The organism is Streptomyces sp. NPDC111606 (genome assembly GCF_055656945.1).
Window position 1 is genome coordinate 64,146 of sequence record NZ_JBVKBY010000003.1, and the last position, 25,686, is coordinate 89,831.

The 25,686-nt window shown below is 70.8% G+C and carries 26 protein-coding genes; 8 read left to right on the forward strand and 18 right to left on the reverse strand.

The window, feature by feature from the left end; genetic code table 11:
* The 3 genes from ACZ7M7_RS12060 (at position 1) to ACZ7M7_RS12070 (ending at position 2,631) form a co-directional block, all read left to right on the forward strand.
* Positions 1–510, forward strand: a complete 510-nt coding sequence (locus ACZ7M7_RS12060; protein WP_383609736.1) for an O-acetyl-ADP-ribose deacetylase — start codon at positions 1–3, stop codon at positions 508–510.
* A gap of 47 nt (positions 511–557) precedes the next feature.
* Entirely contained in the window at positions 558–2,087 is a 1,530-nt protein-coding gene (locus ACZ7M7_RS12065; RefSeq protein WP_472115334.1) for an FAD-dependent monooxygenase, read from the forward strand.
* A 100-nt stretch (positions 2,088–2,187) separates the two neighbouring features.
* Positions 2,188–2,631, forward strand: a complete 444-nt coding sequence (locus ACZ7M7_RS12070) for a hypothetical protein (RefSeq protein ID WP_472115337.1) — start codon at positions 2,188–2,190, stop codon at positions 2,629–2,631.
* A gap of 42 nt (positions 2,632–2,673) precedes the next feature.
* On the opposite strand, the gene ACZ7M7_RS12075 is transcribed toward ACZ7M7_RS12070, so the two are convergent.
* Positions 2,674–3,036 carry an ArsR/SmtB family transcription factor gene (locus tag ACZ7M7_RS12075; RefSeq protein WP_126396275.1) on the reverse strand — a complete coding sequence of 121 codons (363 nt, stop codon included), beginning with the start codon at positions 3,034–3,036 and terminating at the stop codon, positions 2,674–2,676.
* A gap of 170 nt (positions 3,037–3,206) precedes the next feature.
* Here ACZ7M7_RS12075 and ACZ7M7_RS12080 point away from each other — a divergent pair, with 170 nt between their 5' ends.
* Both ACZ7M7_RS12080 and ACZ7M7_RS12085 read left to right on the forward strand, forming a co-directional pair.
* Complete coding sequence (locus ACZ7M7_RS12080) at positions 3,207–4,727, forward strand: DNA-3-methyladenine glycosylase 2 family protein (protein ID WP_472115340.1); 1,521 nt, start codon at positions 3,207–3,209, stop codon at positions 4,725–4,727.
* Positions 4,728–4,747: 20 nt separating this feature from the next.
* Positions 4,748–5,239, forward strand: coding sequence for a methylated-DNA--[protein]-cysteine S-methyltransferase (locus ACZ7M7_RS12085; RefSeq protein ID WP_472115343.1), 492 nt, complete (start codon positions 4,748–4,750; stop codon positions 5,237–5,239).
* Positions 5,240–5,422: 183 nt separating this feature from the next.
* On the opposite strand, the gene ACZ7M7_RS12090 is transcribed toward ACZ7M7_RS12085, so the two are convergent.
* From ACZ7M7_RS12090 to ACZ7M7_RS12105, 4 genes are all read right to left on the reverse strand, one after another.
* A complete protein-coding gene (locus tag ACZ7M7_RS12090) occupies positions 5,423–5,806 on the reverse strand; it encodes a VOC family protein (protein ID WP_427839167.1) in 384 nt (127 codons plus the stop codon).
* Positions 5,807–5,820: 14 nt separating this feature from the next.
* A complete protein-coding gene (locus tag ACZ7M7_RS12095; RefSeq protein ID WP_451169880.1) occupies positions 5,821–6,546 on the reverse strand; it encodes an SIR2 family NAD-dependent protein deacylase in 726 nt (241 codons plus the stop codon).
* Between the two features lie 87 nt (positions 6,547–6,633).
* Entirely contained in the window at positions 6,634–7,128 is a 495-nt protein-coding gene (locus tag ACZ7M7_RS12100) for an NUDIX domain-containing protein (RefSeq protein ID WP_472115347.1), read from the reverse strand.
* Between the two features lie 49 nt (positions 7,129–7,177).
* On the reverse strand, positions 7,178–8,251 hold the full coding sequence (locus ACZ7M7_RS12105) for an ADP-ribosylglycohydrolase family protein (RefSeq protein WP_472115350.1): 1,074 nt from the start codon (positions 8,249–8,251) through the stop codon (positions 7,178–7,180).
* A 180-nt stretch (positions 8,252–8,431) separates the two neighbouring features.
* Between ACZ7M7_RS12105 and ACZ7M7_RS12110 the strand changes: the two genes are divergently transcribed.
* Complete coding sequence (locus ACZ7M7_RS12110) at positions 8,432–9,562, forward strand: glycerate kinase (RefSeq protein ID WP_472115353.1); 1,131 nt, start codon at positions 8,432–8,434, stop codon at positions 9,560–9,562.
* Positions 9,563–9,662: 100 nt separating this feature from the next.
* On the opposite strand, the gene pssA is transcribed toward ACZ7M7_RS12110, so the two are convergent.
* The 7 genes from pssA to ccrA form a co-directional block, all read right to left on the reverse strand.
* On the reverse strand, positions 9,663–10,481 hold the full coding sequence (gene pssA / locus ACZ7M7_RS12115; protein ID WP_383609988.1) for a CDP-diacylglycerol--serine O-phosphatidyltransferase: 819 nt from the start codon (positions 10,479–10,481) through the stop codon (positions 9,663–9,665).
* A gap of 22 nt (positions 10,482–10,503) precedes the next feature.
* Positions 10,504–11,160, reverse strand: coding sequence for a phosphatidylserine decarboxylase (locus ACZ7M7_RS12120; RefSeq protein WP_048579466.1), 657 nt, complete (start codon positions 11,158–11,160; stop codon positions 10,504–10,506).
* A gap of 170 nt (positions 11,161–11,330) precedes the next feature.
* Positions 11,331–12,536: an acyl-CoA dehydrogenase family protein gene (locus tag ACZ7M7_RS12125; RefSeq protein ID WP_031475707.1), complete on the reverse strand. Its 1,206-nt coding sequence runs from the start codon at positions 12,534–12,536 to the stop codon at positions 11,331–11,333.
* Positions 12,537–12,538: 2 nt separating this feature from the next.
* Entirely contained in the window at positions 12,539–13,051 is a 513-nt protein-coding gene (locus tag ACZ7M7_RS12130; RefSeq protein WP_030948303.1) for a MaoC family dehydratase, read from the reverse strand.
* A gap of 5 nt (positions 13,052–13,056) precedes the next feature.
* Positions 13,057–14,016 carry an HpcH/HpaI aldolase/citrate lyase family protein gene (locus ACZ7M7_RS12135; RefSeq protein WP_031475710.1) on the reverse strand — a complete coding sequence of 320 codons (960 nt, stop codon included), beginning with the start codon at positions 14,014–14,016 and terminating at the stop codon, positions 13,057–13,059.
* Positions 14,013–16,061 (reverse strand): protein meaA, encoded by a 2,049-nt coding sequence (locus ACZ7M7_RS12140; protein ID WP_472115357.1) that lies wholly within the window; start codon positions 16,059–16,061, stop codon positions 14,013–14,015. The genes ACZ7M7_RS12135 and ACZ7M7_RS12140 overlap by 4 nt, the downstream gene beginning before the upstream one ends.
* 17 nt (positions 16,062–16,078) lie before the next feature.
* Positions 16,079–17,416, reverse strand: a complete 1,338-nt coding sequence (gene ccrA, locus ACZ7M7_RS12145; RefSeq protein WP_383623370.1) for a crotonyl-CoA carboxylase/reductase — start codon at positions 17,414–17,416, stop codon at positions 16,079–16,081.
* A gap of 403 nt (positions 17,417–17,819) precedes the next feature.
* On the opposite strand from ccrA, the gene ACZ7M7_RS12150 reads away from it, so the two are divergent.
* Positions 17,820–18,173, forward strand: coding sequence for a hypothetical protein (locus tag ACZ7M7_RS12150; RefSeq protein ID WP_472115360.1), 354 nt, complete (start codon positions 17,820–17,822; stop codon positions 18,171–18,173).
* A gap of 573 nt (positions 18,174–18,746) precedes the next feature.
* Here ACZ7M7_RS12150 and ACZ7M7_RS12155 read toward each other — a convergent pair.
* The 3 genes from ACZ7M7_RS12155 to ACZ7M7_RS12165 all read right to left on the reverse strand — a co-directional run bounded on the left by ACZ7M7_RS12155 (position 18,747) and on the right by ACZ7M7_RS12165 (position 21,898).
* Positions 18,747–18,965: a hypothetical protein gene (locus tag ACZ7M7_RS12155; protein WP_472115363.1), complete on the reverse strand. Its 219-nt coding sequence runs from the start codon at positions 18,963–18,965 to the stop codon at positions 18,747–18,749.
* A 130-nt stretch (positions 18,966–19,095) separates the two neighbouring features.
* The gene (locus ACZ7M7_RS12160; RefSeq protein WP_383609775.1) at positions 19,096–19,908 is read right to left on the reverse strand and encodes a TetR family transcriptional regulator; all 813 of its coding nucleotides are present in this window, start codon (positions 19,906–19,908) and stop codon (positions 19,096–19,098) included.
* Positions 19,909–20,092: 184 nt separating this feature from the next.
* Positions 20,093–21,898, reverse strand: coding sequence for a 3-hydroxyacyl-CoA dehydrogenase family protein (locus ACZ7M7_RS12165; RefSeq protein ID WP_383609778.1), 1,806 nt, complete (start codon positions 21,896–21,898; stop codon positions 20,093–20,095).
* Between the two features lie 436 nt (positions 21,899–22,334).
* Between ACZ7M7_RS12165 and ACZ7M7_RS12170 the strand changes: the two genes are divergently transcribed.
* Entirely contained in the window at positions 22,335–22,910 is a 576-nt protein-coding gene (locus tag ACZ7M7_RS12170; protein ID WP_472115366.1) for an adenylosuccinate lyase, read from the forward strand.
* A 42-nt stretch (positions 22,911–22,952) separates the two neighbouring features.
* Here ACZ7M7_RS12170 and ACZ7M7_RS12175 read toward each other — a convergent pair whose 3' ends face one another.
* The 3 genes from ACZ7M7_RS12175 to ACZ7M7_RS12185 form a co-directional block, all read right to left on the reverse strand.
* A complete protein-coding gene (locus tag ACZ7M7_RS12175; protein ID WP_472115369.1) occupies positions 22,953–23,486 on the reverse strand; it encodes a GNAT family N-acetyltransferase in 534 nt (177 codons plus the stop codon).
* Between the two features lie 39 nt (positions 23,487–23,525).
* A complete protein-coding gene (locus ACZ7M7_RS12180) occupies positions 23,526–23,924 on the reverse strand; it encodes a RidA family protein (RefSeq protein WP_383609787.1) in 399 nt (132 codons plus the stop codon).
* An 82-nt stretch (positions 23,925–24,006) separates the two neighbouring features.
* Positions 24,007–25,581, reverse strand: coding sequence for an alpha/beta hydrolase (locus tag ACZ7M7_RS12185; RefSeq protein WP_472115372.1), 1,575 nt, complete (start codon positions 25,579–25,581; stop codon positions 24,007–24,009).
* Between the last annotated feature and the right edge of the window lie 105 nt (positions 25,582–25,686).

Genomic DNA, 25,686 nt, shown 5'->3' on the forward strand with positions numbered 1-25,686 from the left:
ATGACCACCATCAGGCTCGTGCAGGGCGACATCACCCGAGAGTCCGTCGACGCGATCGTCAACGCCGCGAACTCCTCCCTCCTCGGCGGGGGAGGGGTCGACGGCGCCATCCACCGCCGCGGCGGCCCGGCGATCCTCGACGATTGCCGCAAGCTGCGCGCCTCCCGGTACGGCAAGGGCCTGCCGACCGGGCAGGCGGTCGCCACGACGGCGGGGGAACTGGACGCACGCTGGGTGATCCATACGGTGGGCCCGGTCTGGGCGGCCACCGAGGACCGCTCCGAGCTGCTGGCCTCCTGCTACCGGGAGTCGCTGCGGGTCGCCGACGAGCTGGGCGCCCGTACTGTCGCCTTCCCCGCGATCTCCACCGGCATCTACGGCTGGCCGATGGACGACGGCGCCCGGATCGCGGTGGCGACCGTGCGGGCCGCCCAGACGGCGGTCGAGGAGGTCAGGTTCGTACTCTTCGACAAGGCGGCCTACGACGAGTTCGCCCGGCAGGTCGAGTGAGGAACGGTTTCAATGAAACCGGCAAGCTGCCTGTCTACCGTGGACCCATGACGGCATCGCTGGACGTGCTGGTGGTCGGTGCCGGGCCCACGGGGCTCGCGCTCGCCGCGCAACTGCGTTCCTACGGAACCAGGTTCCGCATCGTCGACCGCTCCCTCGACCGGGTGCGCGAGTCCAGGGCGCTCGGCATCCAGCCCCGCACCCTGGAGGCTCTGGCCGGGTTCGGCGTGACCGACCGGCTCGTGGCCCGGGGCAATCCCGCGGTGCGGCTGAGCCTGCACCTGGCCCGGCGCACCGTGTCGGTGCCGCTCTTCGACATCGGGGTGACCGACACGCCGTACCCCTTCCTGCTGTTCCTCTCGCAGGCCGAGACGGAGAGCGTGCTGGGCGAGCACCTGGCGGCGAGGGAGGTGTCCGTCGAGCGCGGCACCGAGCTGGTTCGGCTGGAACGGCAGGGCTCCCACGTCGTCTGCCGACTGCGCGGCCGGGACGGTACGGAGGAAGTCGTGACGGCGCGCTACGTCGTGGGCTGCGACGGCGCCCACAGCACCGTACGCGCCCAGGCGGGCATCGGCTTCGAGGGTCATGCCTATCCGCAGACGTACCTGCTCGCCGACCTGGAGGTGGACGGGCTGGAGCCGGGCTCCGTGCACTCGTACATGACCGGGGGCGGGATGGTGTTCTTCTTCCCGCTGGTCACGCCGGCATCCTGGCGGATGCTCGCCGTGCGCCCGGCCGACGCGGCGGCCGGCGAGGTGACGGTGCCGCTGCTGCAACGGATCGCCGAGCGGTACGGCGCGAAGGGCCTGGTCCTGCGGGATCCCGTCTGGATGACCGACTTCCGGCTCCACAACCGCGGCGCCACCCTCTACCGCTCCGGACCCTTCTTCCTGGCGGGCGACGCCGCCCACATCCACAGTCCGGCCGGGGCGCAGGGCATGAACACCGGCATTCAGGACGCCCTCAACCTGGGCTGGAAGCTCGCCCTCGGGTGCCGGGGCGCCGCACCGCAGGAGCTGCTGGAGACGTACGCGAGCGAGCGTGCCCCGGTCGGCCGCGAGGTGCGGCGGTTCACCGACCGCGCGTTCGCCATCGGCACCAGCCCTCATCCCGTCCTGAGGTTCGCCCGCGAGCAACTCGTCCCGCGCCTGGCCCCGTTGGCGGTGGTCGCGACGATGCCCCGCCGCCGCGTCTTCCGTACCGTCTCCGAACTCGGCATCCACTACCGCCGAAGCCCCGCCTCGACGACGGGTACCCGAGCGCCCCGTCGCGGCCCACGCGCCGGGGACCGCCTGCCCGACCGGCCGCACGGTCTCCAGGCCCGGATCGCCGCCCCCGGCTGGCATCTGCTCCTGACCGGACCCCCGCACCTCTGGGCCGACCAGCGGCTCGCACCGCTCCTGGACGGCCGGGCCGACCTGATCACCGTCCACCGCCTCGGTGACCGGAGCCCCTGGCCGGGCGTCGCCCAGGCACTCGTACGCCCCGACGGCCACCTCGGCTACGTCGCGCGCGGTGCCGAACTGGCGGGGCTGCGCGCCTACGCCGCCCGCTGGCTGCCGATCGCCGGCGAGTGACACCACAGGTGAACGGCTCGCGGCGCTGATCCGTACCACTCTTCGCGCCGTCACACCGAGGAAGCACCGGGGAAGAATCGTGCAGTCACACCGAGGAAGCATGGGCCGTATTGCGACGGTCGGCAGTCTGGCCCTCCTGCTCATGACCACCGCGTGCGGCGGAGGTGAGGACGACGCAGGCGCAGCGAAGAGCACTCCGGCGAAGGTCTCCGCCACCGTCGCCGGAGTCGTGGCACCGGCGAAGGTCGAGGTGATCGCCGACCTGACGGGCTGCAAGGTCAAGATCCGGACCGAAGCGGAAGAACTGCGCGAGGGTGTCTGCCGCACGAAGAAGGGTGACTACCTCATCACCACGTTCCCGCAGGAGAAGTTCAAACTCACCTGGCTGGACGCGGCCGCTGTCTACGGCGGCAAGTACCTCGTGGGCACCCGCTGGGTGGTCAGCGCGAAGCCGGAGGTGCTGGACCGGCTCCGGCCCCAACTGGGCGGGAAGATCCAGCAGTTGCAGGGTGTGGGCCCGAAGCCCGCTCCGAGCGCGTCGTAGCGCCGCAGTCGGCGGAGGCCGGCCCCGGACGGCCGGCGCGGCTCACTCCGCCGTGTCGCTGATGCCCAGGCGCAGATGCTCCACGTGGTAGACGGCCTGGTCGAGCAGCTCGGCGACATGGTGGTCGTGCAGCGCGTAGACGACCGAACGACCGCGCCGCTCACCCACCACCAGGCCCAGGTTGCGCAGCAGCCGCAGCTGGTGCGAGCACGCGGACTGCTCCATGCCCACCTCCGCCGCCAGCTCCGTGGCGGGCAGCGGGCCCTCGCGCAGTCGCGCCAGGATCAGCAGGCGGGAGGGGGTGGAGAGGGCCTGGAGGGTGGTGGCCACCTTGGCGACGTTGGCCGCGTCCAGGCGTACGCGCTCGGCGGCGTCCTGCGCGGCGGTGACGGCTCCATGACCCATGCCGGGTATCTTACTCATCGTACATGAACACATGAATGCTTCTTCATGCATCTCGGGACGCGGCTCGGGATGCGGCTCGCGGTGCGGGTGATCCGGCGGCTCCCAGCCCAGCCGAGGTCGATGTCGGATTCTCGCCAGCCCGCCTCGCCTGCGTGGACGATGCTGGACACATGCAGAAGGGGATGCACACCGACACCGAGCGCTGCGTGCGCGCCGTCCGGTCCAAGGACGCCCGTTTCGACGGCTGGTTCTTCACCGCGGTCGTCACGACCGGGATCTACTGCCGGCCCAGTTGCCCCGTGGTCCCACCCAAGCCGGAGAACATGCGGTTCCACCCGAGCGCCGCCGCCTGCCAGCAGGCCGGGTTCCGGGCCTGCAAGCGTTGCCGACCGGACACCAGCCCCGGCTCACCGGAATGGAACCAGCGCGCCGACCTAGTGGCCCGCGCGATGCGGCTGATCGCCGACGGAGTCGTGGACCGCGAGGGCGTCCCCGGCCTCGCCGCCCGGCTCGGCTACAGCACCCGGCAGATCGAACGCCAGCTCCTCGCCGAACTGGGCGCCGGCCCGCTCGCCCTGGCCCGGGCCCAGCGCGCCCAGGCGGCCCGCCTCCTCATCGAGACGACGCCCCTGCCCATGGCGGACATCGCCTTCGCGGCCGGGTTCGCGTCCATCCGCACCTTCAACGACACCGTGCGCGAGGTCTACGCCCTCGCCCCGACCGACCTGCGCACCCGCGCGGCACCGCGCAGTAACCCGGTGGCTTCGGGAACTTCGAGGATCCCGGGAATCCCGGCGGACACCGCCGGCGCCCTGACCCTGCGGCTGCCGTTCCGCGCCCCCCTCAACCCCGACAACCTCTTCGGCCACCTCGCGGCGACCGCGGTCCCCGGCGTCGAGGAGTGGCGGGACGGCGCGTACCGGCGCACGCTCAGGCTGCCGTACGGACACGGCATCGTGTCCCTGACCCCCCAGCCCGACCACATCGCCTGCCGCCTCACCCTCAGCGACCTGCGCGATCTGACCGTCGCGATCAGCCGGTGCCGGCGGATGCTGGACCTGGACGCCGATCCGGTCGCTATCGACGACCAGTTGCGCACGGATCCGCTGCTGGCGCCCCTGGTCGACAAGGCACCCGGCCGACGGGTGCCGCGCACGGTCGACGAGGCGGAGTTCGCCGTACGGGCCGTGCTCGGCCAACAGGTCTCCACGGCGGCCGCCCGCACCCACGCGGCCCGCCTGGTCACCGCCCACGGTCAGCAGGTCGACGACCCCGAGGGCGGCCTCACCCACCTCTTCCCGGCCCCCGAGGCACTGGCCTCGGTGGACCCGGAGTCACTGGCGATGCCTCGCTCCCGCCGTACGACGTTCACCACCCTGGTCCGCCAACTCGCCGACGGCGACGTCCGCCTGGGCCCGGACAGCGACTGGCCGCAGACCCGGGCCCGGCTCCTGGACCTCCCCGGCTTCGGCCCCTGGACGGTCGACGTCATCGCGATGCGCGCCCTCGGCGACCCCGACGCCTTTCTCCCCACCGACCTCGGCATCCGCCGCGCCGCCCAGGAGTTGGGCCTGCCGTCCACACCCGCGGCCCTCACGGCCCGGGCGGCCGCGTGGCGCCCCTGGCGGGCGTACGCCGTGCAGTACCTGTGGGCGACGGACAGCCACCCGATCAACTTCCTCCCCGTGTAAGCACGTCAAAGGAACGCGTGATGAAGCAGCACACCCTCATCGACAGCCCGTACGGCCCCCTCACGCTCGTCGCCGAGAAGGGCGTCCTGTGCGGCCTCTACATGACCGACCAACGCCACCGACCGGCCGAGGAGACCTTCGGCACCCGCGACGAGTCCTTCTTCCGGGAGGCCGAGGAGCAGCTGAAGGCCTATTTCGCGGGCGAGTTGAAGGAGTTCACCCTCGAACTGCGCCTGAGCGGAACCCCGTTCCAGCGCAGCGTCTGGGAGCAACTGCGAAAGATCCCGTACGGCGAGACCCGCTCCTACGGCGAACTCGCCGACATCCTCGGCAACTCCGGGGCCTCCCGCGCGGTCGGCCTCGCCAACGGCAGGAACCCGATCGGCATCATCGTCCCCTGTCACCGCGTCGTCGGCGCGAACGGCAGCCTCACGGGCTACGGCGGCGGCCTGGACCGCAAGCAGCGCCTGCTGGACTTCGAGAACGGAAGGGTGGGAACGGCGCTGTTCTAGGCCGTGTCCGGCAAACTCTGGCCTGCCCGGGAGACTTGGCGGCGCGCTCTCCCGCATGACCGGCCCGCCCCTGTGGCTCCGCCCCACTCCTCGCTTCGCTGCTCGGCGGGGCACGCCCATCCCCGCAGACCGGGTCCGCCGGGCCCGCCGGCCCGGCGGACGAGGGGAATGGCCGGACGGGCCCTAGACCGCCCCCGCCTCACCGGCCCGCTCCGCGGCCCCGCGTTCCACACAGAACTCGTTGCCCTCCGGGTCGGCGAGGACCGCCCAGCCCTTGCCGTCCGGGGTGCGCCGGTCGTCGACCAGGGTGGCGCCGAGGTCCAGGAGCCGCTCGACCTCCTCGTCACGGGTGCGGTCCTGCGGCTGAAGGTCCACATGGATCCGGTTCTTGAGGGTCTTGCGCTCCGGGACGGTGACGAACAGCAGGCCGGCGCCCTCGATCAGCACCTCCTCGGTCCCGGGCTTGTCGTCCTCGTGCACGGGGAGGCCCAGCACCTGGGACCAGAAGCCGGCGAGGGCGTAGGCGTCGGCGGAGTCGATCGTCACATGGCGGATCCGAGAAGTCATGATCGCATTCTGAGCTACTCGCCCAGCCCGCGCAGCAGCTTCGGCAGCGCGGTGCCGATCGGCTCGCGGATCACCTCGTCGGCGCGGTCGTCGTACGGCGTCGGCTCGGCGTTGACGATGACGAGCCGGGCGCCGTGGTCGGCGGCGACGCCCGCGAGGCCGGCGGCGGGCTGGACCTGGAGAGTGGTGCCGACGGCGATGAACACCTGGCACGCCTTGGTGATCGCGACCGCCTCACCGAGGACCACGGGGTCGAGCCGCTCGCCGAACATGACGGTCGCCGACTTGAGGACACCGCCGCATTCCAGGCACGGCGGATCGTCCTCGCCCGCCTCGACCCGCGCGATCGCGTCCTCCATCGGCCCGCGGGCATGGCACTTCGTGCAGACCACACTCCGCGCGCTGCCGTGCAGTTCGAGCACCTTGCGCGCGGGCATACCGGCGAGCTGGTGCAGCCCGTCCACGTTCTGCGTGATCACCCGCACCGGCACCCCGGACCGCTCCAGCTCGGCCACCGCCCGGTGCGCGGTGTTGGGTTCGGCCTTCAGCGTCCGGTTCTTGCGCCGCATCTGCCACGAGCGCCGCCGGATCTCCGGGTCGCCCATGTAGTACTCGTACGTCACGAGCTTCTCGGCCTCGGGATCGCGCCGCCACAGCCCGTTCGGCCCGCGGTAGTCGGGGATGCCCGAGTCGGTCGAGATACCGGCGCCGCTGAGGAGGGCGACGAGGGGCTTGGTCATGCTGCCGAGGGTAGGACGGGCATCGTACGGGCCGCGAATGGATATTCGAGGTGGTCGGCGGGTGCGGGTGTCCCGGCACGGCCAAGGTCAGGCCACCCGGTGACCGTTCTCCAGCTCCGCCGTTCCGCCGCCGTCCGCGAGCACGTCCAGTGCGGCCAGGACGCGGCGGCCCAGGGAACCCGGCAGATGAGCGGTGATCTCCTCGCGCGCGACCAGCCGCCAGGACAGCAGCTCCTCCTCCTGCAAGCGGATCGCCTTGAAGTCGTCCTCGCCGAGGACCCCGCCGTCGTACAGGTACGCCACCAGCGGCGGCCGCCCCGTGCCGTGCACCCAGTCCACCGCGAGCAGCCGGCCCAGGTCACGGTCCAGGCCGATCTCCTCGGCGGTCTCGCGGGCCGCACCCTGGCGGGGCGTCTCGCCGTCGTCGGACTCGATCGTGCCGCCCGGAAGCGCCCAGCCCTCACGGTAGTTGGGCTCCACGAGCAGCACCCGGCCCTCGGTGTCCCGGAACAGCGCGGCGGCACCGGCCAGGACGCGGGGCAGACTTGCGATGTACGCGGCGAAGTCAGGCGTGGTGGTCATGGGGGAAGCGTAACCAGCCCGGGCAACCGGCCCCGCCCGTCGCCGGGCCCTAGACCTCCGCCTCCGCCAGCCGCACCGTCCGCTCCGCCAGCTCGCTGATCCGCATTCCGTCGAACCCGAACACCGCACTGCGGACCGTGTCCTCAAGCGGCCCCGTCCACTGGTCGGGGATCGCCTGCGCCCCGGTCAGCACACCCGCCACCGAGCCGGCCGTCGCCCCGTTGGAGTCGGTGTCCAGGCCGCCGCGCACGGTGAGGGTGATGCTGCGGGTGAAGTCCCCGTCGCCGTACAGCAGCCCCGCGGTGAGCACGGCCGCGTTCGGGACGGTGTGGATCCAGCCGAGCCCGGAGGTCTCCTCGGCGACCGTGGTGAGCGTGTCCTCCCAGGTCATCCGGGTGTCGTGGAGCGATACGACGCGGCGTACGGTGCGGGCGAGACGGCTGCTCGCCGGGATGACGGCGAGTGCCTGGTCGACCGCGTGGCGGACCGTGGACGCCGTGAACGCCGCCGCGACCAGCGCCGCCGCCCACATCGCGCCGTACACCCCGTTGCCGGTGTGCGACAGCACCGCGTCCCGGCGGGCGAGGGCGGCGGCGCGGCGCGGGTCGCCGGGGCAGGTCCAGCCATAGATGTCGGCGCGGATGAGGGCGCCGATCCACTCCTGGTAGGGGTTGTCGTACGTGGCGGTCAGCGGCGGTTTCAGACCGTTCGCCAGGTTGCGGTACGCGGCCCGCTCCGCCGTGAAGGTCTGCAGGTACGGCAGCCGCAGCAGCCACAGGTCGCCGACCTGCTCGGTGCTGAAGCCGAAGCCGTGGGTCTCCAGCAGGTCGAGGCCGAGGATGGCGTAGTCGACGTCGTCGTCGCGGCAGCTGCCGTGGATACGGCCGCGCACGCACTGGCGCCACTCGGGGCGCAGCTCGAACCCGTCGTCCTCGCTGACCGGCTCGGGGAGATAGTCGGTGAGGGGCAGGGCTGCGGCCTGCCGCAGATAGCGGTCGATACGGTCCCGCGTCCACAGGTCGCCCTGCTCGACCGGCTTGCCGAGCATGTTGCCCGCGATCCGGCCGAGCCAGCCTCCGAGTACGCGGTCGGCGAGCTCTGGCTCAGTGCCCACAGGGGTCATAGGACCGGTTTACCCAATTCCGGGGGCGTCCGCTCCGGGTTCGGGCAGTACGCACAACGGGTTCGCCGGGCGTTCTCAGGCTCCGGGCAGGGCATGACGTCATGGGCCTCCTCCGGTTAAGGTCGCAGCGGCGCGACTGGCCTTGACGTGCGCGAGGCCCGGAGAGCAAGGGGAAAACAGGTGACACAGCGCGTGCTCATCGCCGCGGACAAGTTCAAGGGGTCGCTGACGGCCGTGCAGGTCGCCGAGCGTGTGACGGCCGGTCTGCGCCGGGTCGTGCCGGCCGTCCAGGTCGAGGCCATGCCCGTGGCCGACGGCGGCGACGGGACCGTGGACGCGGCGGTCGCGGCCGGTTTCGAGCGCCGGGAAGTGCGGGTCGCCGGGCCCCTCGGGCACGAGGTGACGGCGGCGTTCGCGCTGCGCGGCGACACGGCGGTCGTGGAGATGGCCGAGGCGAGCGGCCTGCAGCGGCTGCCCGCCGGCGTCTTCGCGCCGCTCACGGCGTCCACCTACGGCTCGGGCGAGCTGCTGCGGGCCGCCCTGGACGCGGGCGCCCGCACGATCGTGTTCGGCGTCGGCGGCAGCGCCACCACGGACGGCGGCGCCGGGATGCTGAGCGCGCTGGGTGCGCGGTTCCTGGACGCGGACGGCGAGCCGGTGCCGCCGGGCGGCGGAGGCCTGGGCGACCTGGCCGGTGCCGATCTGTCCGGCCTGGACCCGAGGCTGGCCTCGGTCGAACTGGTGCTCGCCAGCGACGTCGACAATCCGCTGACCGGTCCGAAGGGCGCACCGGCGGTGTACGGCCCGCAGAAGGGCGCCTCGCCGGACGACGTGGCGACGCTGGACGCGGCGCTCGCGCACTTCGCGAAGGTGCTGGAGGAGTCGGTCGGCGCCAAGGCCGCCGTGCACGCCGCCGCACCGGGCGCCGGCGCGGCCGGTGGCATCGGCTACGGCGCGCTCCTCATCGGCGCCCGCTTCCGCCCCGGCATCGAGGTCATGCTCGACGTCTTGGGCTTCGCGCCCGCGCTGGAGCGGGCGGAGCTGGTCATCACGGGCGAGGGCTCCCTGGACGAGCAGACCCTGCACGGCAAGGCCCCGGCGGGCGTCGCCGCCGCCGCCCGCGCGGCCGGCAAGGAGGTCGTCGCGGTGTGCGGCCGCCTCGCGCTCGCGCCGGAGGCGCTGGGCCGGGCCGGGATCCGGCGGGCGTACCCCCTGACGGAGGTCGAGCCGGACGTGGCGAAGTGCATCGCGGACGCGGGCCCGATTCTGGAGCGGGTGGCGGAGCGGATCGCCGGGGACTTCCTGAGCTGAGCCGACGCGGCCGACGCACGATACGACGAAGGGCCCCCAGCCGACCGGCTGGGGGCCCTTCCTGGTGTCGTACGGCCGCGTACGGCTTCGGCGCGGCTGTTTACGGGAGCTGTGCCGCCCGTGCCTCACGCCGGTTGTCGCGGAAGTTGTTCACCCGGCGGGCCGTGGCGAACAGCGGGATGACCGCGCCCGTGACCAGCTGCAGCGCGCAGCCCGTCTGGAGGAGGAGCTGACCGCTGGGCGCGTCGAAGGCCCAGGCGGCGAGCAGACCCATGCTGACCACGATCCAGCCGAGCATCGCCACGGCCAGGCGGCCGCGCGGCTTCGGGTACTCGACCCGGCTCACCATCAGCCAGGCCGTGCCCAGGATCGCCAGCAGGGTCGCCACGAAGGGCAGCTCCAGCAGGACGATCGAGACCACCGTCAGCGCGCCGAACGGCGACGGCATGCCCTGGAACATGCCGTTCGGTGGGGTCACACAGGAGAAGCGCGCGAGTCTCAGCACCACCGCGAGCAGCACGACGATCGCGCCGACCGCCGCCACCCGCTGATGCGCGTCGTCGGCGACCATGCCGTAGACCAGGACGAAGTACGCCGGGGCCAGACCGAAGCTGATCAGGTCGGAGAGGTTGTCCAGCTCCGCGCCCATCGGGGAGGAGCGGAGCTTCCTCGCGACCAGGCCGTCGAACAGGTCGAAGACCGCCGCGCAGAGCATCAGGATGACCGCCGTGGCCGCGCTGTGGCGGGCCATGCCGGTTTCCTGGCTGCCGGTGAGGTGCGGGATCAGGATGCCGGTGGTGGTGAAGTACACCGCCATGAAGCCGCATGTGGCGTTGCCGAGGGTGAGGGTGTCCGCTATCGACAGGCGGAGAGAAAGAGGCATCTCCTCCTCTTCGTCGACCTCGTCGGCCTCGGGCACCCAGCCCGGCTGTGTCTCAGGATCAATCACGGTCAATGCGAGTCACCCCAGCCACGGTCTTCTGCCCGACCTCGACCGCGACCTCCACGCCCTCGGGCAGGTAGATGTCGACACGCGAGCCGAAGCGGATCAGACCGATACGGTCGCCCTGCTCGACCTTCGTGCCCTGCGGGATGTAGGGGACGATGCGACGGGCCACCGCGCCGGCGATCTGGATCATTTCGATGTCGCCGAGTTCGGTGTCGAAATGCCAGACTACGCGCTCGTTGTTCTCGCTCTCCTTGTTGAACGCCGGAACGAACCCGCCAGGGATGTGCTCCACGGACGTGACCGTGCCGGAGAGCGGCGCACGGTTGACGTGGACGTTGAGCGGGCTCATGAAGATCGCGACGCGGGTGCGGCCGTCCTTCCACGGCATGATGCTCTGCACCACACCGTCGGCGGGAGAGATGACCCGGCCCTGCGCGATCTCGCGCTCGGGGTCGCGGAAGAACCACAGCATGCCCGCCGCGAGCGCGGTGGCGGGCACGGCCACGGCCTTGGCGACGCCGGAACGGCGTGCGCGGGCCAGGCTGAGGGCTGCGGTGGCGACGGTCGGGAGAAGCCACGGCGATGCTCCGCGCGCGAGGCGTACGCCGGCCCGGCTGTCGCGAGGTGCAGAGGTTTGGCTGTGGGGCATGGATGACCTTCGTAGCGGATGATGCCGCGCTTCGACGGGGGACGGCGGCTTTCCGGGGATCGTACCGGTCGCGGGCCACAACTGGGCAAGCCAGGAAGCCGAGTCGGCGGCTGAAGAGTATTGACGGGGTGTGATCTTCTTCTCGAAGAAAACACCCCGAACCCGCACATCTATCCCTGGAACCGATACTCTTCGAGCAGCCTGCGACCGATGATCATTTTCTGGATCTCGGCGGTACCTTCACCGATAAGCAGCATCGGAGCCTCTCGGTAGAGGCGCTCGATCTCGTACTCCTTGGAGAAGCCGTAGCCGCCGTGGATCCGGAAGGCATCTTCGACGACCTCCTTGCAGTACTCGGAGGCGAGGTACTTCGCCATCCCAGCCTCGAGGTCGTTTCGCTCTCCGGAGTCCTTTTTGCGTGCCGCGTTCACCATCATGGCATGCGCCGCCTCGACCTTGGTAGCCATCTCGGCCAGCTTGAACTGGATGGCCTGGTGCTGGGCGATCGGCTTGCCGAAGGTGTGACGCTGCTGGGCGTACTGGACACCGAGTTCGAAAGCACGCTGAGCGACGCCACAGCCACGCGCCGCCACGTTGACGCGGCCGACCTCGACGCCGTCCATCATTTGGTAAAAACCTCGGCCGGTGACGCCGCCGAGCACCCGATTGGCCGGAATGCGCAGGCCGTCCATGATGAGCTCGGTCGTGTCGACGCCCTTGTAGCCCATCTTGTCGATCTTGCCGGGGATGGTGAGGCCGGGGCGGACCTCTCCGAAGCCGGGCTCCTTCTCGACAAGGAAGGTCGTCATCGACTTGTGGGGCGCGGTGCCCTCGGGGTGTCCTTCGTCACTTCGGACGAGAACGGCGACCAGAGAGGACGTTCCGCCGTTCGTCAGCCACATCTTCTGGCCGTTGAGGACGTACTCCTCGCCGTCCTTCACCGCCTTCGACGTGATGGCCGACACGTCGGAGCCCAGGCCCGGCTCCGACATCGAGAAGGCGCCGCGGATGTCGCCGGCCGCCATGCGCGGCAGGAAGTGGTCCTTCTGCTCCTGCGTGCCGTGCTGCTTGAGCATGTACGCCACGATGAAGTGGGTGTTGATGATGCCGGACACCGACATCCAGCCGCGGGCGATCTCCTCGACGCACAACGCGTACGTCAGGAGCGACTCGCCCAGACCGCCGTACTCCTCGGGAATCATCAGGCCGAACAGGCCCAACTCCTTCAGACCGTCGACGATCTGCTGGGGGTACTCGTCGCGGTGCTCCAGCTCGGTGGCGACCGGGATGATTTCCTTGTCCACGAAGTCGCGGACGGTGGAGAGGATCTCCTGCTGGATGTCGGTCAGACCGGCGGTCTGGGCGAGTCGCGCCATGGCTACTTCTCCTGCTCCTTGAGCTCGGGGCGGCCCGGCTGCTCGCCGCCGCGCTCCTTGATGTACGTCTCGGTCGGCACCATCACCTTGCGGCGGAACACGCACACGAGCGTGCCGTCCTGCTTGTAGCCCTTGGTCTCGACATAGACGATGCCGCGGTCGTTCTTGGACTTTGACGGCCACTTGTCGAGCACCGTCGTCTGGCCGTAGATCGTGTCGCCGTGGAAGGTCGGCGCCACGTGCTTGAGCGACTCGATCTCCAGGTTGGCGATGGCCTTGCCGGAGATGTCCGGCACGCTCATGCCGAGCAGCAGCGAGTAGATGTAGTTGCCGACGACGACGTTCTTGCCGAAGTCCGTCGTCTTCTCCGCATAGTTCGTGTCCATGTGGAGGGGGTGGTGGTTCATGGTGAGGAGACAGAACAGGTGGTCGTCGTACTCGGTGACCGTCTTGCCCGGCCAGTGCTTGTACGTCGCCCCGACCTCGAACTCCTCGTAGGTGCGTCCGAACTGCATCGCGCTCAGGCCTCCGGGATCTCGAACTTGCTGGTGCGCTGCATGCCGGCGGCGCGGCCCTTGCCGGAGATGACGAGCGCCATCTTGCGGCTGGCCTCGTCGATCATCTCGTCGCCGAGCATTGCCGAGCCCTTCTTGCCGCCCGCCTCGGACGTGTAGTAGTCGTACGCGTCCAGGATCAGCTCGGCGTGGTCGTAGTCCTCCTGCGAGGGCGAGAAGATCTCGTTGGACGCCTCGACCTGGCCCGGGTGCAGTACCCACTTGCCGTCGAAGCCGAGGGCCGCGGCGCGCTGGGCGACCTCGCGGTAGCCGTCGATGTTGCGGATCTGGAGGTAGGGGCCGTCGATCGCCTGGAGGTTGTTGGCGCGGGCGGCCATCAGGATCTTCATCAGGATGTAGTGGTAGGCGTCCGCCGGGTAGCCGGGCGGCTGCTCGCCCACGACCAGCGACTTCATGTTGATGGACGCCATGAAGTCGGCCGGGCCGAAGATGATGGTCTCGACGCGCTGGGAGGCCGTCGCGATCTCGTTGACGTTGTTCAGGCCCTGGGCGTTCTCGATCTGCGCCTCGATGCCGATCTTGCCGACCTCGAAGCCCATCGTCTTCTCGATCTGCGTCAGCAGCAGGTCGAGGGCGACGATCTGCTCGGCGGTCTGCACCTTCGGCAGCATGATGCAGTCGAGGTTCTGGCCGGCCCCCTCGACGACGGTCACGACGTCGCGGTACGTCCACTCGGTCGTCCAGTCGTTGACGCGCACGACCCTCGTCTTGCCCGTCCAGTCGCCCTCGTTGAGGAACTTGACGATGGTGTGCCGCGCCTCGGGCTTGGCGAGCGGGGCGCACGCGTCCTCCAGGTCGAGGAAGACCTGGTCCGCCGGCAGGCCCTGCGCCTTCTCCAGGAAGCGGGGGTTGCTTCCCGGGACCGCGAGACACGAGCGGCGGGGACGCAGACGGTTGACGGTCATGCGGGGACCTCCAGGGGGTCGAGCTTGTTCGCTTTCCGGATCTCGTCGACGATGCGGCCGATGATTCCGGTGATGTCGAAGTCCTTCGGGGTGAAGACGGCGGCCACACCCGCGGCCCTCAGCTGCTCGGCGTCGCCATTGGGGATGATCCCACCGGCGATGACAGGTATCTCTGTGGCACCGGCCACACGAAGGCGGTCCAGCACGTCCGGCACGAGCTGGGCGTGCGAGCCGGACAGGATGGACAGGCCGACCGCGTGCACGTCCTCCGCGAGGGCCGCGTCCACGATCTGCTCGGGCGTCAGGCGGATGCCCTGGTAGACCACCTCGAAGCCGGCGTCACGCGCCCGTACGGCGATCTGCTCGGCCCCGTTGGAGTGCCCGTCCAGGCCGGGCTTGCCGACCAGGAACCGCAGCTTGCCGACGCCCATGTCCTTCGCCGTCAGGTCGACCCTGCGGCGGACGTCGGCCATGGCCGAGCCCTCCTCCGCGGGGACGGCAACCGGTGCCGACGACACGCCCGTCGGCGCCCGGAACTCCCCGAACACCTCGCGCAGCGCCCCGGCCCACTCGCCTGTCGTGACCCCGGCGCGGGCGCACTCCAGGGTGGCCTCCATGAGGTTGCCGGTGCCCTTGGCGGCCTCCTTCAGCCGGTCCAGCGCCTTGCAGGGGCGCGGGTGGTTGAAGGGCGGCTGGTAGCGGGTGTCGCGCCAGTGCTCCAGGCCCGCGATGACCCGGGCCTCGACCGCCGGGTCGACCGTCTGGATCGCGGTGTCCAGGTCCGCCGTCAGCGGGTTCGGCTCGGTCGTCTCGAAGATGTTGACACCGATGATCTTCTCCTGCCCGGACTCGATCCGGGCCCGGCGCTCGGCGTGCGAGGAGACCAGCTGCGACTTGAGGTAGCCGGACTCGACGGCGGCCATCGCGCCGCCCATCTCCTGGATCCGCTCGATCTCCGCGAGGGACTCCTCGACGAGCTTGCTCACCTTCGCCTCGATGACGTGCGAGCCGTCGAAGATGTCCTCGTACTCCAGCAGATCGCTCTCGTGCGCCAGCACCTGCTGGATACGCAGCGACCACTGCTGGTCCCAGGGCCGGGGCAGACCCAGCGCCTCGTTCCAGGCGGGCAGCTGCACGGCACGCGCGCGTGCGTCCTTCGAGAGGGTCACGGCCAGCATCTCGAGAACGATCCGCTGGACGTTGTTCTCCGGCTGCGCCTCGGTCAGACCGAGGGAGTTGACCTGGACGCCGTAACGGAAGCGGCGCTGCTTGGGGTTCTCGATGCCGTATCGCTCGCGCGTGACCTGATCCCAGATCCGCCCGAACGCCCGCATCTTGCACATCTCCTCGACGAAGCGGACACCCGCGTTCACGAAGAAGGAGATACGGGCCACGACGTCCCCGAACTTCTCGGCGGGGACCTGCCCCGAGTCGCGTACGGCATCGAGAACCGCGATCGCGGTGGACATCGCGTACGCGATCTCCTGGACCGGCGTGGCGCCCGCCTCCTGCAGGTGGTAGCTGCAGATGTTGATCGGGTTCCACTTCGGGATGTGGGAGACCGTGTACGTGATCATGTCCGTCGTCAGCCGGAGTGAGGGCCCCGGCGGGAAGACATGGGTCCCCCGCGACAGGTACTCCTTGACGATGTCGTTCTGGGTCGTGCCCTGGAGCTTGGTGATGTCCGCGCCCTGCTCCTCGGCGACGACCTGGTAGAGCGCCAGCAGCCACATGGCGGTGGCGTTGATCGTCATCGAGGTGTTCATCTGCTCCAGGGGGATGTCCTGGAACAGCCGGCGCATGTCACCGAGATGGGCCACCGGTACGCCGACCCGGCCGACCTCGCCGCGGGCGAGGATGTGGTCGGAGTCGTAGCCGGTCTGTGTCGGCAGGTCGAACGCGACCGACAGACCGGTCTGGCCCTTGGCGAGGTTGCGCCGGTACAACTCGTTGGACGCCTCGGCCGTGGAGTGACCGGCGTACGTGCGCATGAGCCACGGCCGGTCCTTCTCCCGCTTGCCTTCGGCGGGCTGACGCTCAGTCATCTATGACCTCGGGTGTCTCAGATGTTGCGGAAGCGGTTGATGGCGTCGATGTGCTGGGCGCGCATCTCCTCGTCGCGCACGCCGAGGCCCTCCTCGGGGGCGAGGCACAGGACGCCGACCTTGCCCTGGTGGAGGTTGCGGTGCACGTCGTAGGCCGCCTGGCCGGTGTCCTCCAGCGAGTACACCTTCGAGAGCGTCGGGTGGATCTTGCCCTTCGCGATGAGCCGGTTGGCCTCCCAGGCCTCGCGGTAGTTGGCGAAGTGCGAGCCGATGATCCGCTTCAGCGACATCCACAGGTAGCGGTTGTCGTACTCGTGCATGTAGCCCGAGGTCGAGGCACAGGTGGTGATGGTGCCGCCCTTGCGGGTGACGAAGACCGAGGCGCCGAAGGTCTCGCGGCCGGGGTGCTCGAAGACGATGTCGATGTCCTCGCCGCCGGTCAGCTCGCGGATGCGCTTGCCGAAGCGCTTCCACTCCTTCGGGTCCTGGGTCTGCTCGTCCTTCCAGAACTTGTAGCCCTCGGCGTTGCGGTCGATGATCGCCTCGGCGCCCATCGAGCGGCAGATGTCCGCCTTCTGGTCGCTGGAGACGACACAGATCGGGTTGGCGCCACCGGCCAGTGCGAACTGCGTGGCGTACGACCCGAGTCCGCCGCTCGCGCCCCAGATCAGGACGTTGTCGCCCTGCTTCATGCCGGCGCCGTTGCGGGAGACCAGCTGCCGGTACGCGGTGGAGTTGACCAGGCCCGGAGCGGCGGCCTCCTCCCAGCTGAGGTGGCCCGGCTTGGGCATCAGCTGGTTGGACTTGACGAGGGCGATCTCCGCGAGGCCGCCGAAGTTGGTCTCGAAGCCCCAGATCCGCTGCTCGGGGTCGAGCATGGTGTCGTTGTGGCCGTCGCTGGACTCCATCTCGACGGACAGACAGTGCGCGACGACCTCGTCACCGGGGTTCCAGGCGTTGACGCCCGGGCCGGTGCGCAGGACGACGCCCGCGAGGTCGGAGCCGATGATGTGGTACGGCAGGTCGTGGCGCTTGGCCAGCTCGTTGCTGCGGCCGTAGCGCTCCAGGAACCCGAAGGTCGAGAGCGGCTCGAAGATCGACGTCCACACCGAGTTGTAGTTGACCGAGGAGGCCATCACGGCCACCAGGGCCTCACCCGGGCCGAGCTCGGGCAGCGGGACGTCGTCGAGGTGGATCGACTTGCGCGGGTCCTTGTCGCGGGTCTCCAGGCCCGCGAACATCTCCGTCTCGTCCTTGTGCACGGTGATCGCGCGGTACGACTCGGGGAGCGGCATGGCGGCGAAGTCGGCGGGCGTGGAGTCCGGCGACTGGATCGCGTCGAGGATGTCCTTCACGGTCACGGTGTTGCCTCCGGCGATACGCACCCTGAGGGAGGGGTGCTGAGGGTTACGTCGGTGCTGCTGAGGGATTTGGTGGTTGCCGTCGGTTCGGCTGTTGTGCTGTTCGGCAGCGCTTTGTGGCGCGGGAGGTTGCCTGTGACGCAGGCGCCCGGGCGCGCAGGCCCCGGGGGGAGCTTGCGGGGACAGCCGACGTACGAAAGGTCTCTGCACGCCGGCCGCCCGGACACTTTCAACGTATGGCACGCCGTGTCATCCGGCAAGGCACTGGGTGCCAGAACTTGCTCTCAGATGAAATCTTTACGTAACAAATGAGCGATGATCGATCAAAGCTACCGACGAGTAGGTGTTAATCGGGCGCTATCGGTCACCGGTCGTCGTCAGGCCGTGGAGCAGGGGGTTGCGGTGGACGACGGGGCGCTCGGCGGTCCGGACGAGCGGGAAGCCGCACACCGCCCAGGCGATCAGCGCCTCCCGCCCGCGGCTCCGGCCGCGCACCGGCACGCAGTGCCGGCGCGGCGTCCCGGTACGAGTCGTGCATGCCGGCGACGCCCCGGACCGGGTCCTCGTCCGTCGTACCCGGATGCGGCGCACGGGCTGGCGGGCTTCCGTCGGCTCGGCTCGGCTCGGCGCGGCGGTCGCGCTGGAGCGGGTGCTGCGGGGCGCGGCGCCGGCCGAGACGGAGCCCGCCCTCGGGCCGGCCGCCCCGACCGGGTTCCTGGTGGAGCGTCAACTGGCTTTGGACAGTAGGTAGTTCGTGGCTGCGGCGCGGCGGAGCCGAGCTGGTCGAGAGCGCGCGGGTGACGGCGGTCCGGGAGGGCGCGGATCGCGTCGAGGTCCGTACGGTCGCGGGGACCTACCAAGCGGACGCCGTCGTGATCGCCGCGGGCGTCTGGTTCCGGGAGGTGTGCGCCTCGCTCGGCGTACGCATCGAGATGGCCGCCGGGACGATGGGGCTCGACCGGGGCCTTGCCTCTTCCGACAGGGCCGCGTTCAGGCGCTGGTGGCGGCTGCCCGGCCGGGCGCCGACTTGGAGCGGCGAGCAGGAGTGGATGGGGCCGCGCCCGGTGACCCCCGACGCCCTGCCCCTGATCGGCCCGGCACCGGGCCGCCTCGCCTCTCATGCTCGGCACCGGCAACAACATGCCGGCCCCGGCGACGGAACGGCTGGTGGCGCGGCTGCGCACCGGGGAGGCGGCGAGGTTCGCCCCAGGTCGGTCGGTCCGGCTGCGCCGGGGATCGGGCCTTGTCCGGCGCGTCATGCCGCCGTCGCCAGGCCTGGCACGCGGCTGTCGCGCAGGGCCGGCCCGATCAGCCGGAGAAGGCGCTACGCGCCCAGGCCGAGCAGGGCCACCTGCAGGGGGAGTGCCGGCTCCGCGGGGAGGGCGGGCGGCTCCTCGCCGCGGCCCGTGTGCGTGGGCGGGACGGTACGCAGGCCCTTGATGCCGTCGGCGGCCCACTTCGCGTCCGTCGCAGGGAGGGACAGGGTCATGCGCCGCCCATCGGCCAGCGTGGCCTGGAGCTTGGTCGGGTCGTTCGTCCGCATGGCAACCCTCTTCCGTCGCACACCGTCAAGCGCACCATCAAGATCGTGCTTCGACATGGAGGACGGTCGGGCCGGGGAAATGGTTCCCGTGGCGGGAGTCGCCAGGAGGCGCCCCAGTGCCGGTGACGCTCTACGCCCGCTCCTTCAGCGCCTGCTCGATGGTCCGCATCACCTCGTCGAGCGGCGCGTCGGTCCGCGCCACGGTCACGAGCACCTCGCCCTGACCGGCCACGGAGGCCGGCACCGTACGCGGTGCGGTCTCCCGGCCCGCCCCGATCCCCGTCCCGAACGTCCGCCGCACGATCGCGAAGGCGTGGTCGAGCTGTGCCTCCACGTCGCCCTGGGCGCCGGCCCGCAGCCAGCGCCGCAGGACGTGGTTGTGCGCGGTGACCACGGCCGACGCGGCGACCTCCGCCAGCAGCGGGTCGTCGTTGGCGTCGTCGTCGTGCGCGTGCTCGTCGAAGTGGCCGAGGAGATAGCGGGTGAACAGGCGCTCGTAGCGGGCCACCGACGCGATCTCCGCCTCACGCAGGGTGGGCACCTCGCGTGTGAGCTTGTAGCGGGCCACCGAGATCTCCGGACGGGCCGCGTACATCTTCATGACTTCCTTGATGCCACGGCATACGGTGTCGAGCGGGTGCTCGTGCGCGGGCGCCGCGTTGAGCACCGCCTCCGCGCGGATCAGTGTGTCGTCGTGGTCGGGGAAGATCGCCTCTTCCTTGGAGCGGAAGTGGCGGAAGAACGTGCGGCGGGCGACCCCGGCCTGCGCCGCGATCTCGTCGACGGTGGTTGCCTCGTACCCCTTGGTCGCGAACAGCTCCATGGCCGCGGCAGCCAGTTCGCGGCGCATCTTGAGCCGCTGGGCGGCCGCGCGACTGCCGGCGGCACTTTCCGGCGCGTCGGGCGTGGCTGGTGTACGTGAGGACTTGGCGGGCTGGGGCATGACCCGAACGTACTGCATGTGCGCAGCTTGATGCGCATGTACGGGGTTTCCCCCGCCCTCGGCGGGCGGGGGAACGCCGGGTTCGGCGGGCGGGGCCGGGCCGCGCCGGGTGGTCGGGGGAGAGCCGCCGGGATCCAGCAGCCCGCCCCACTCCTGACCGCCTCCGAACCAGTCCCCGGGCCGCTCAGCGCCGGGCATATTCGCGGAAGCCACGGCCCGTCTTGCGGCCGAGGCAGCCCGCGGCCACCAGGTGCTCCAGCAGCGGCGCCGGAGCCAGGCCCGGGTCGCGGAACTCGCGGTGCAGGACCTTCTCGATCGCGAGGGACACATCGAGCCCGACGACGTCCAGCAGTTCGAACGGCCCCATCGGGTAGCCGCCGCCCAGCTTCATCGCCGCGTCGATGTCGTCGAGCGTCGCGTAGTGCTCCTGCACCATCTTGATCGCGTTGTTCAGGTACGGGAACAGCAGCGCGTTGACGATGAATCCGGCCCGGTCGCCGCAGTCCACGGCGTGCTTCCTGATCCGGCCGCAGACCTCGCGGACCGTCGCGTGGACGTCGTCGCCCGTCAGGACCGTGCGGACGACCTCGACCAGCTTCATGGCCGGCGCCGGGTTGAAGAAGTGCATGCCGATCACGTCCTGCGGACGCGAGGTGGCGCGGGCACAGGCGACGACGGGCAGCGACGAGGTGGTGGTGGCCAGCACCGCGCCCGGCTTGCAGACCTTGTCCAGCGTCGCGAACAGCTGCCGCTTGATCTCCAGGTCCTCGGCGACGGCCTCGACGGCCAGATCGACGTCGGCGAACGCGTCGTACGAACCCGCCGCGGTGATCCGGTCCAGGGTCTGCGCGGCGGCCTCGGCGGTCATCCGGCCCTTGTCGACAGAGCGGGAAAGAGACTTGCCGATACGGGCCTTCGCGGTCTGCGCCTTCTCCTCGCTGCGGGCGGCGAGCACGACGTCGTAGCCGGCCTTGGCGAAGACCTCCGCGATCCCGGACGCCATGGTGCCGGAGCCCGCGACACCGACCGAGCGGACCTCGCGGCCCGGCGTGAGGGCGGCGTCGTCCAGCGGCGTCAGCGCGTCCCGCACGACGGTGGCGCTGCCCGGCGCCTCGTACGTGTAGAAACCGCGGCCCGACTTACGGCCCGTCAGGCCCGCCTCGCTGAGCTGCTTGAGGATCGGCGCGGGGGCGTGCAGCCGGTCGCGGGACTCGGTGTACATGGCGTCCAGGACCGTGCGCGCCGTGTCGATGCCGATCAGATCGAGCAGCGCCAGCGGGCCCATCGGCAGTCCGCAGCCCAGCCGCATCGCGGCGTCGATGTCCTCGCGGGAGGCGTACTTCGCCTCGTACATCGCGGCCGCCTGGTTGAGGTAGCCGAATAGCAGCCCGTCGGCGACGAATCCGGGCCGGTCGCCCACCGCGACGGGCTCCTTGCCGAGGTCCAGGGCGAGGTTGGTGACCGCGGAGACTGCGATCGGCGCGGTCAGCACCGAGGAGACGACCTCGACCAGCCGCATCGCGGGCGCCGGGTTGAAGAAGTGCAGACCGAGAACCCGCTCCGGGCGGGCCGAGTCGGCGGCCAGCCGCGTGACGGACAGGGCGTTGGTGCCGGTCGCCAGGATCGTCTCGGGGCGCACGATCCCGTCCAGCTCGCGGAAGATCTGCTGCTTGATCTCGTACGACTCCGGCGCCACCTCGATGACCAGGTCCGCGTCGGCCGCGGCGCGCAGGTCGGTGGAGGTGCGGATGCGGGCGAGGGCGTCCGCGCGCTCGTCCTCGGTCAGCTTGCCGCGCTCCACGGCGCGGGCGGTCGAGGACTCCAGGGCGGCGACGGCCTTGGCGGTCGCGGCCTCGCTGATGTCGATGCCGATGACGTCGCGACCGGCCTTGGCGAGGACCTCGGCGATGCCGGTGCCCATGGTGCCGAGGCCGACGACGGCAACGGTCTTCAGCGGGGACAGAGGGGTGTCGGACAGGGGAGTGGCCATCGCGGGACTCCAGGAATGAGGGTGACGACTGGGAGCGCGCCCGGGTGCGCCGGAGCCCGGCCCCATCGAGGCCGAACCGAGAGCGCACCGGGTGCGGAGAGAAGTGAGTGCGGGTGTTGCCGGGCTACTGGCGCACACGCCCGGTGCCGTCGCCGAGGGGCGTGCACACGCCCCGGGGAACGGGAGGATCCGACCGGCCCTGTCCCGGAGCCGAGTCGTACTGAGGTACACGATGTACCGAACCGACCAGCGCCCCCACTGCCTTAAGGGCGTGGGAGGTACCCCCTTGCGGCGGCTGCGTCACCAGGCCGCTGCAAGCAAATGTGCGAGTGGGTAACTCGCTCGTATGAGCTTAACCGGTGGGTAACGAGCACGCCAGCCCCCGTCTTTGTGATGTAGGTCCCGAGAAGCGGGCCGCTTGCATACGCTCGCCTTCATGGACGAAGAGTTGCGATCACTCACGGAGCGCTTACGGCAGGAGTCCGGTGCGTCGGCCGCGTACGACCGCCTCGTGACGACCGAGGACCTCGGCGAGCTGGCCGACGTGCTCACCGCGCCGGGTCAGCCGCTGTGGTCCAGGGAGTTGGCCGCGTTCCGGCTGGGCCTCGCCGGGGACCGGCGGGCCTTCGAGTCCCTCGTCCTGCTTCTCAACCACCGCGACCCGCAGCGCTGCGCCTCCGCCGCCCATGCCCTCGCCCGCCTCGGCGACCCGCGCACCGCCCGCGCGGCCGCCGCCCTCGCCACCAACGAACTGCGCGTCGCCTACGCCCTGCACCCGGTCCGGCTCCTGGTCGAACTGCGCGCCCCCGAGGCCGTGCCCGCCCTCATCACCACCCTGGAGCGACGCCTGCGCCCGCACGACCCGTACCGCCGCGTGGCCCTCGCCTGCGTGGACGGCCTCGGCGCCCTCGGCGACACCCGGGCCAGACGCATCCTGAACGAGGCCCTGGCCCACCCGGCCCTCGCGGAGGCGGCGGTACGGGCGCTGGCCCGCATCCCACACCAGCGGTGAGGCCCCGGCCGGCCGACGGCAATGCGTAAAGCGACGCCCCTGTCAGCCGGCCCTCAGCACACGCGCGTACCGCACCTCGGGCACCTCGACGCCGTCCACCTCGAAGGGCTCCTCGGCCCCGTCCGCCCGGAAGCCGCCCCGTTCGTAGAAGCGCCGGGCGCGGACGTTGTCCTTGAGGACCCACAGGAGCATGCGGGTATGTCCGGCGGCCGTACAACGGCGTACCGACTCCTGGAGCAGGGACCGCCCGATGCCGGTGCCGTACTGCGCGGGGTCCACGTAGATGGCGTACAACTCGGCGTCGCCGGTGCGCACTTCGCCGTCACGGTACGGACCGTGGCAGGCCCAGCCGACGATCCGACCGCCCTGCTCGGCGACCAGGTCGACCACGCTGCCGTCGGCCTGCGAGAAGTAGGCGTCGCGGCGTCCGGCGTCCTGGGCCACATCCAGGGCGTCCAGGTACGACTGCGGGATCAGGCCTCTGTAGGCGGTCTGCCAGCCGCCGACGCGGATCTCGGCGACGCGGTCGCAGTCGGCCGGGGTCATGGGGCGGATCCGTATGCCGTCGTCATCCATGACGGCACCGTAGCCGTCCGCCGGCCGGCCCGACCCCGATCAGTACGGCAGCACGGCGAACGCCTCGACCTCCATCAGGAACTCAGGGCGCACCAGCCCGGCGACCTGGACCGCCGACGCGGCCGGCAGCCGGTCGTCGGGTATGTGCTCGGCGCGGGCCGTGCGGAGGGCGGGCATGTGGGCCATGTCCGTGACGAAGTAGGTGAGCTTGATGACGTCGTCGAAGGTCGCGCCGGCCGCGGTGAGGCAGCGGTTCAGGTTCTCGAAGACCTGGCGGGCCTGGGCCGCGGGGTCGCCCTCGCCGACCAGCTTGCCGTCCTCATCGAGGGCGAGCTGGCCGGAGACGGCGACGAAGCGGCCGGTGCCGAGCACGACATGGGTGTACTGGGCGGCGGGGGCGACCCCGTCGGGGGCGGGAATCCTGGTCAGCTCACTCATGCGTCCATGGTGGACCATGGGTCTGACAACGCCCCCGACGGACCGTCAGGCGATCGGTGACCGGTGACCGGCGATCAAGCGCTCAGTGGCGGAAGCCGACCATCCGATGCAGTTCGGCGCCGCGCGCCGCCGCCACCACCTTGGAGCTCAGCGGCTTCGGGTCGGGCCGCGCCTCGCACACCGCGTCGACCTCACCCGCGCCGCGCGGCACCGTGCCGTCGGCGAGGTAGGCCGCAAGGTGCTTGTCCAGGCAGGAGTTCCCGCCCAGCGTGACGCCGTGGTTGCCGCCGCCCCGCTCGACCACCAGGCTGGAGCGGGCCAGCTGCCGGTGCACCGTGACGGCGCCCTGGTACGGGGTGGCCGCGTCGTCGGTCGACTGGAACAGCAGCACCGGTGGCACCTTGCTGTTGGCGATGCTCACCGAGGGGAGCGGGTCCTTCGGCCAGAACGCGCACGGCGCGTTGTACCAGGCGTTGTTCCAGGTCATGAACGGCGCCTTCGCGTGCACGGACCAGTTGTCCGTCCGCCACTGCTGCCAGTCGCGCGACCATGCGGCGTCGCGGCACTGCACGGAGGCGTAGATGCTGTAGCTGTTCTCGTCGGACGCGTCGGCGGCGCCGAACTTCTCGTACGCCTCGACCAACGGGTCGGCGTTCCCGTCGTTCACATACGCGGCGAACGCCTCGGCGAGGTAGGGCCAGTACCCGTTGTAGTAGCCGCCGGGCAGGAAGGTGTCCTCCAGCTCGGAGGCGCCCACCTTGTCGCCGGCCGGCGTCCTGGCCAGGGCCGCCCGCATCCGGTACCACGCGGCCTCGACCCGCGACGGATCGGTGCCGAGCCCGTACGTCCGGTCGTACTTGGCGACCCACGCCAGGAACGCGCGGTGCCGGTCGTTGAAGGCGACGTCCTGCGCGAGGTTGGCCTCGTACCAGACGCCGGTGGGGTCGACGACCGAGTCGAGGGCCGCGCGCCGCACCCGCTGCGGGAAGAGCTTGGCGTAGACCGCGCCGAGGTAGGTGCCGTACGAGTAACCGAAGTAGTTGATCTGCCGTACCCCGAGTGCCGCGCGGATCCGGTCCATGTCGCGTACGGCGCTGACGGTGTTGAGGTGCGGCAACACGTCCGCGTACTTCTTGCCGCAGGCCCGCGCGAAGGACTTGGCGCGCAGCAGGTTCGCCCGCTCGATCCACGGGGTGCTCGGCAGGGAGTTCGGGCGCACCGGGGCGAAGTGGCCGGGCTTGCAGTTGACGGCGGGCTTGCTCCTGCCGACGCCGCGCGGGTCGAAGCCGATGACGTCGTACTGTGCCGCCACCGCCTTGGGCAGTGCGGAGGCGACGAATCCGGCGAGCGTGAGACCGCTGCCGCCGGGGCCGCCGGGGTTGACCAGCAGCGGGCCCTGGTACTTCTTCGCGGTGTGCGGGACGCGGGACAGCGCGAGGGTGATCTGCCGTCCGCGCGGTTCGGTGTGGTCGAGCGGCACGTCGAGGGACGCGCACTGCAGCGTCGGGTATTTCGTGTTGCCGCACTTCTTCCAGGTCAGGGGTGCGGTTTTGAAGGTGTCCGCGGTGTCGGTGGCGCTCGCTCCGGCGGGGACAGCCGTCACGGTTGCGGCCATGACGACGGCGGCGCCGCACAGCACGGCTGCGCGTCTTCCCATGGGGTCCTCCCAGGACGGAGGGTGCGGGACCGCGAAGGCCACGATCCCGGCCGCATTCATCCCGGAAGGGGGGCCTGGAAGAACTGCTTCGGGCAAGACTTGACC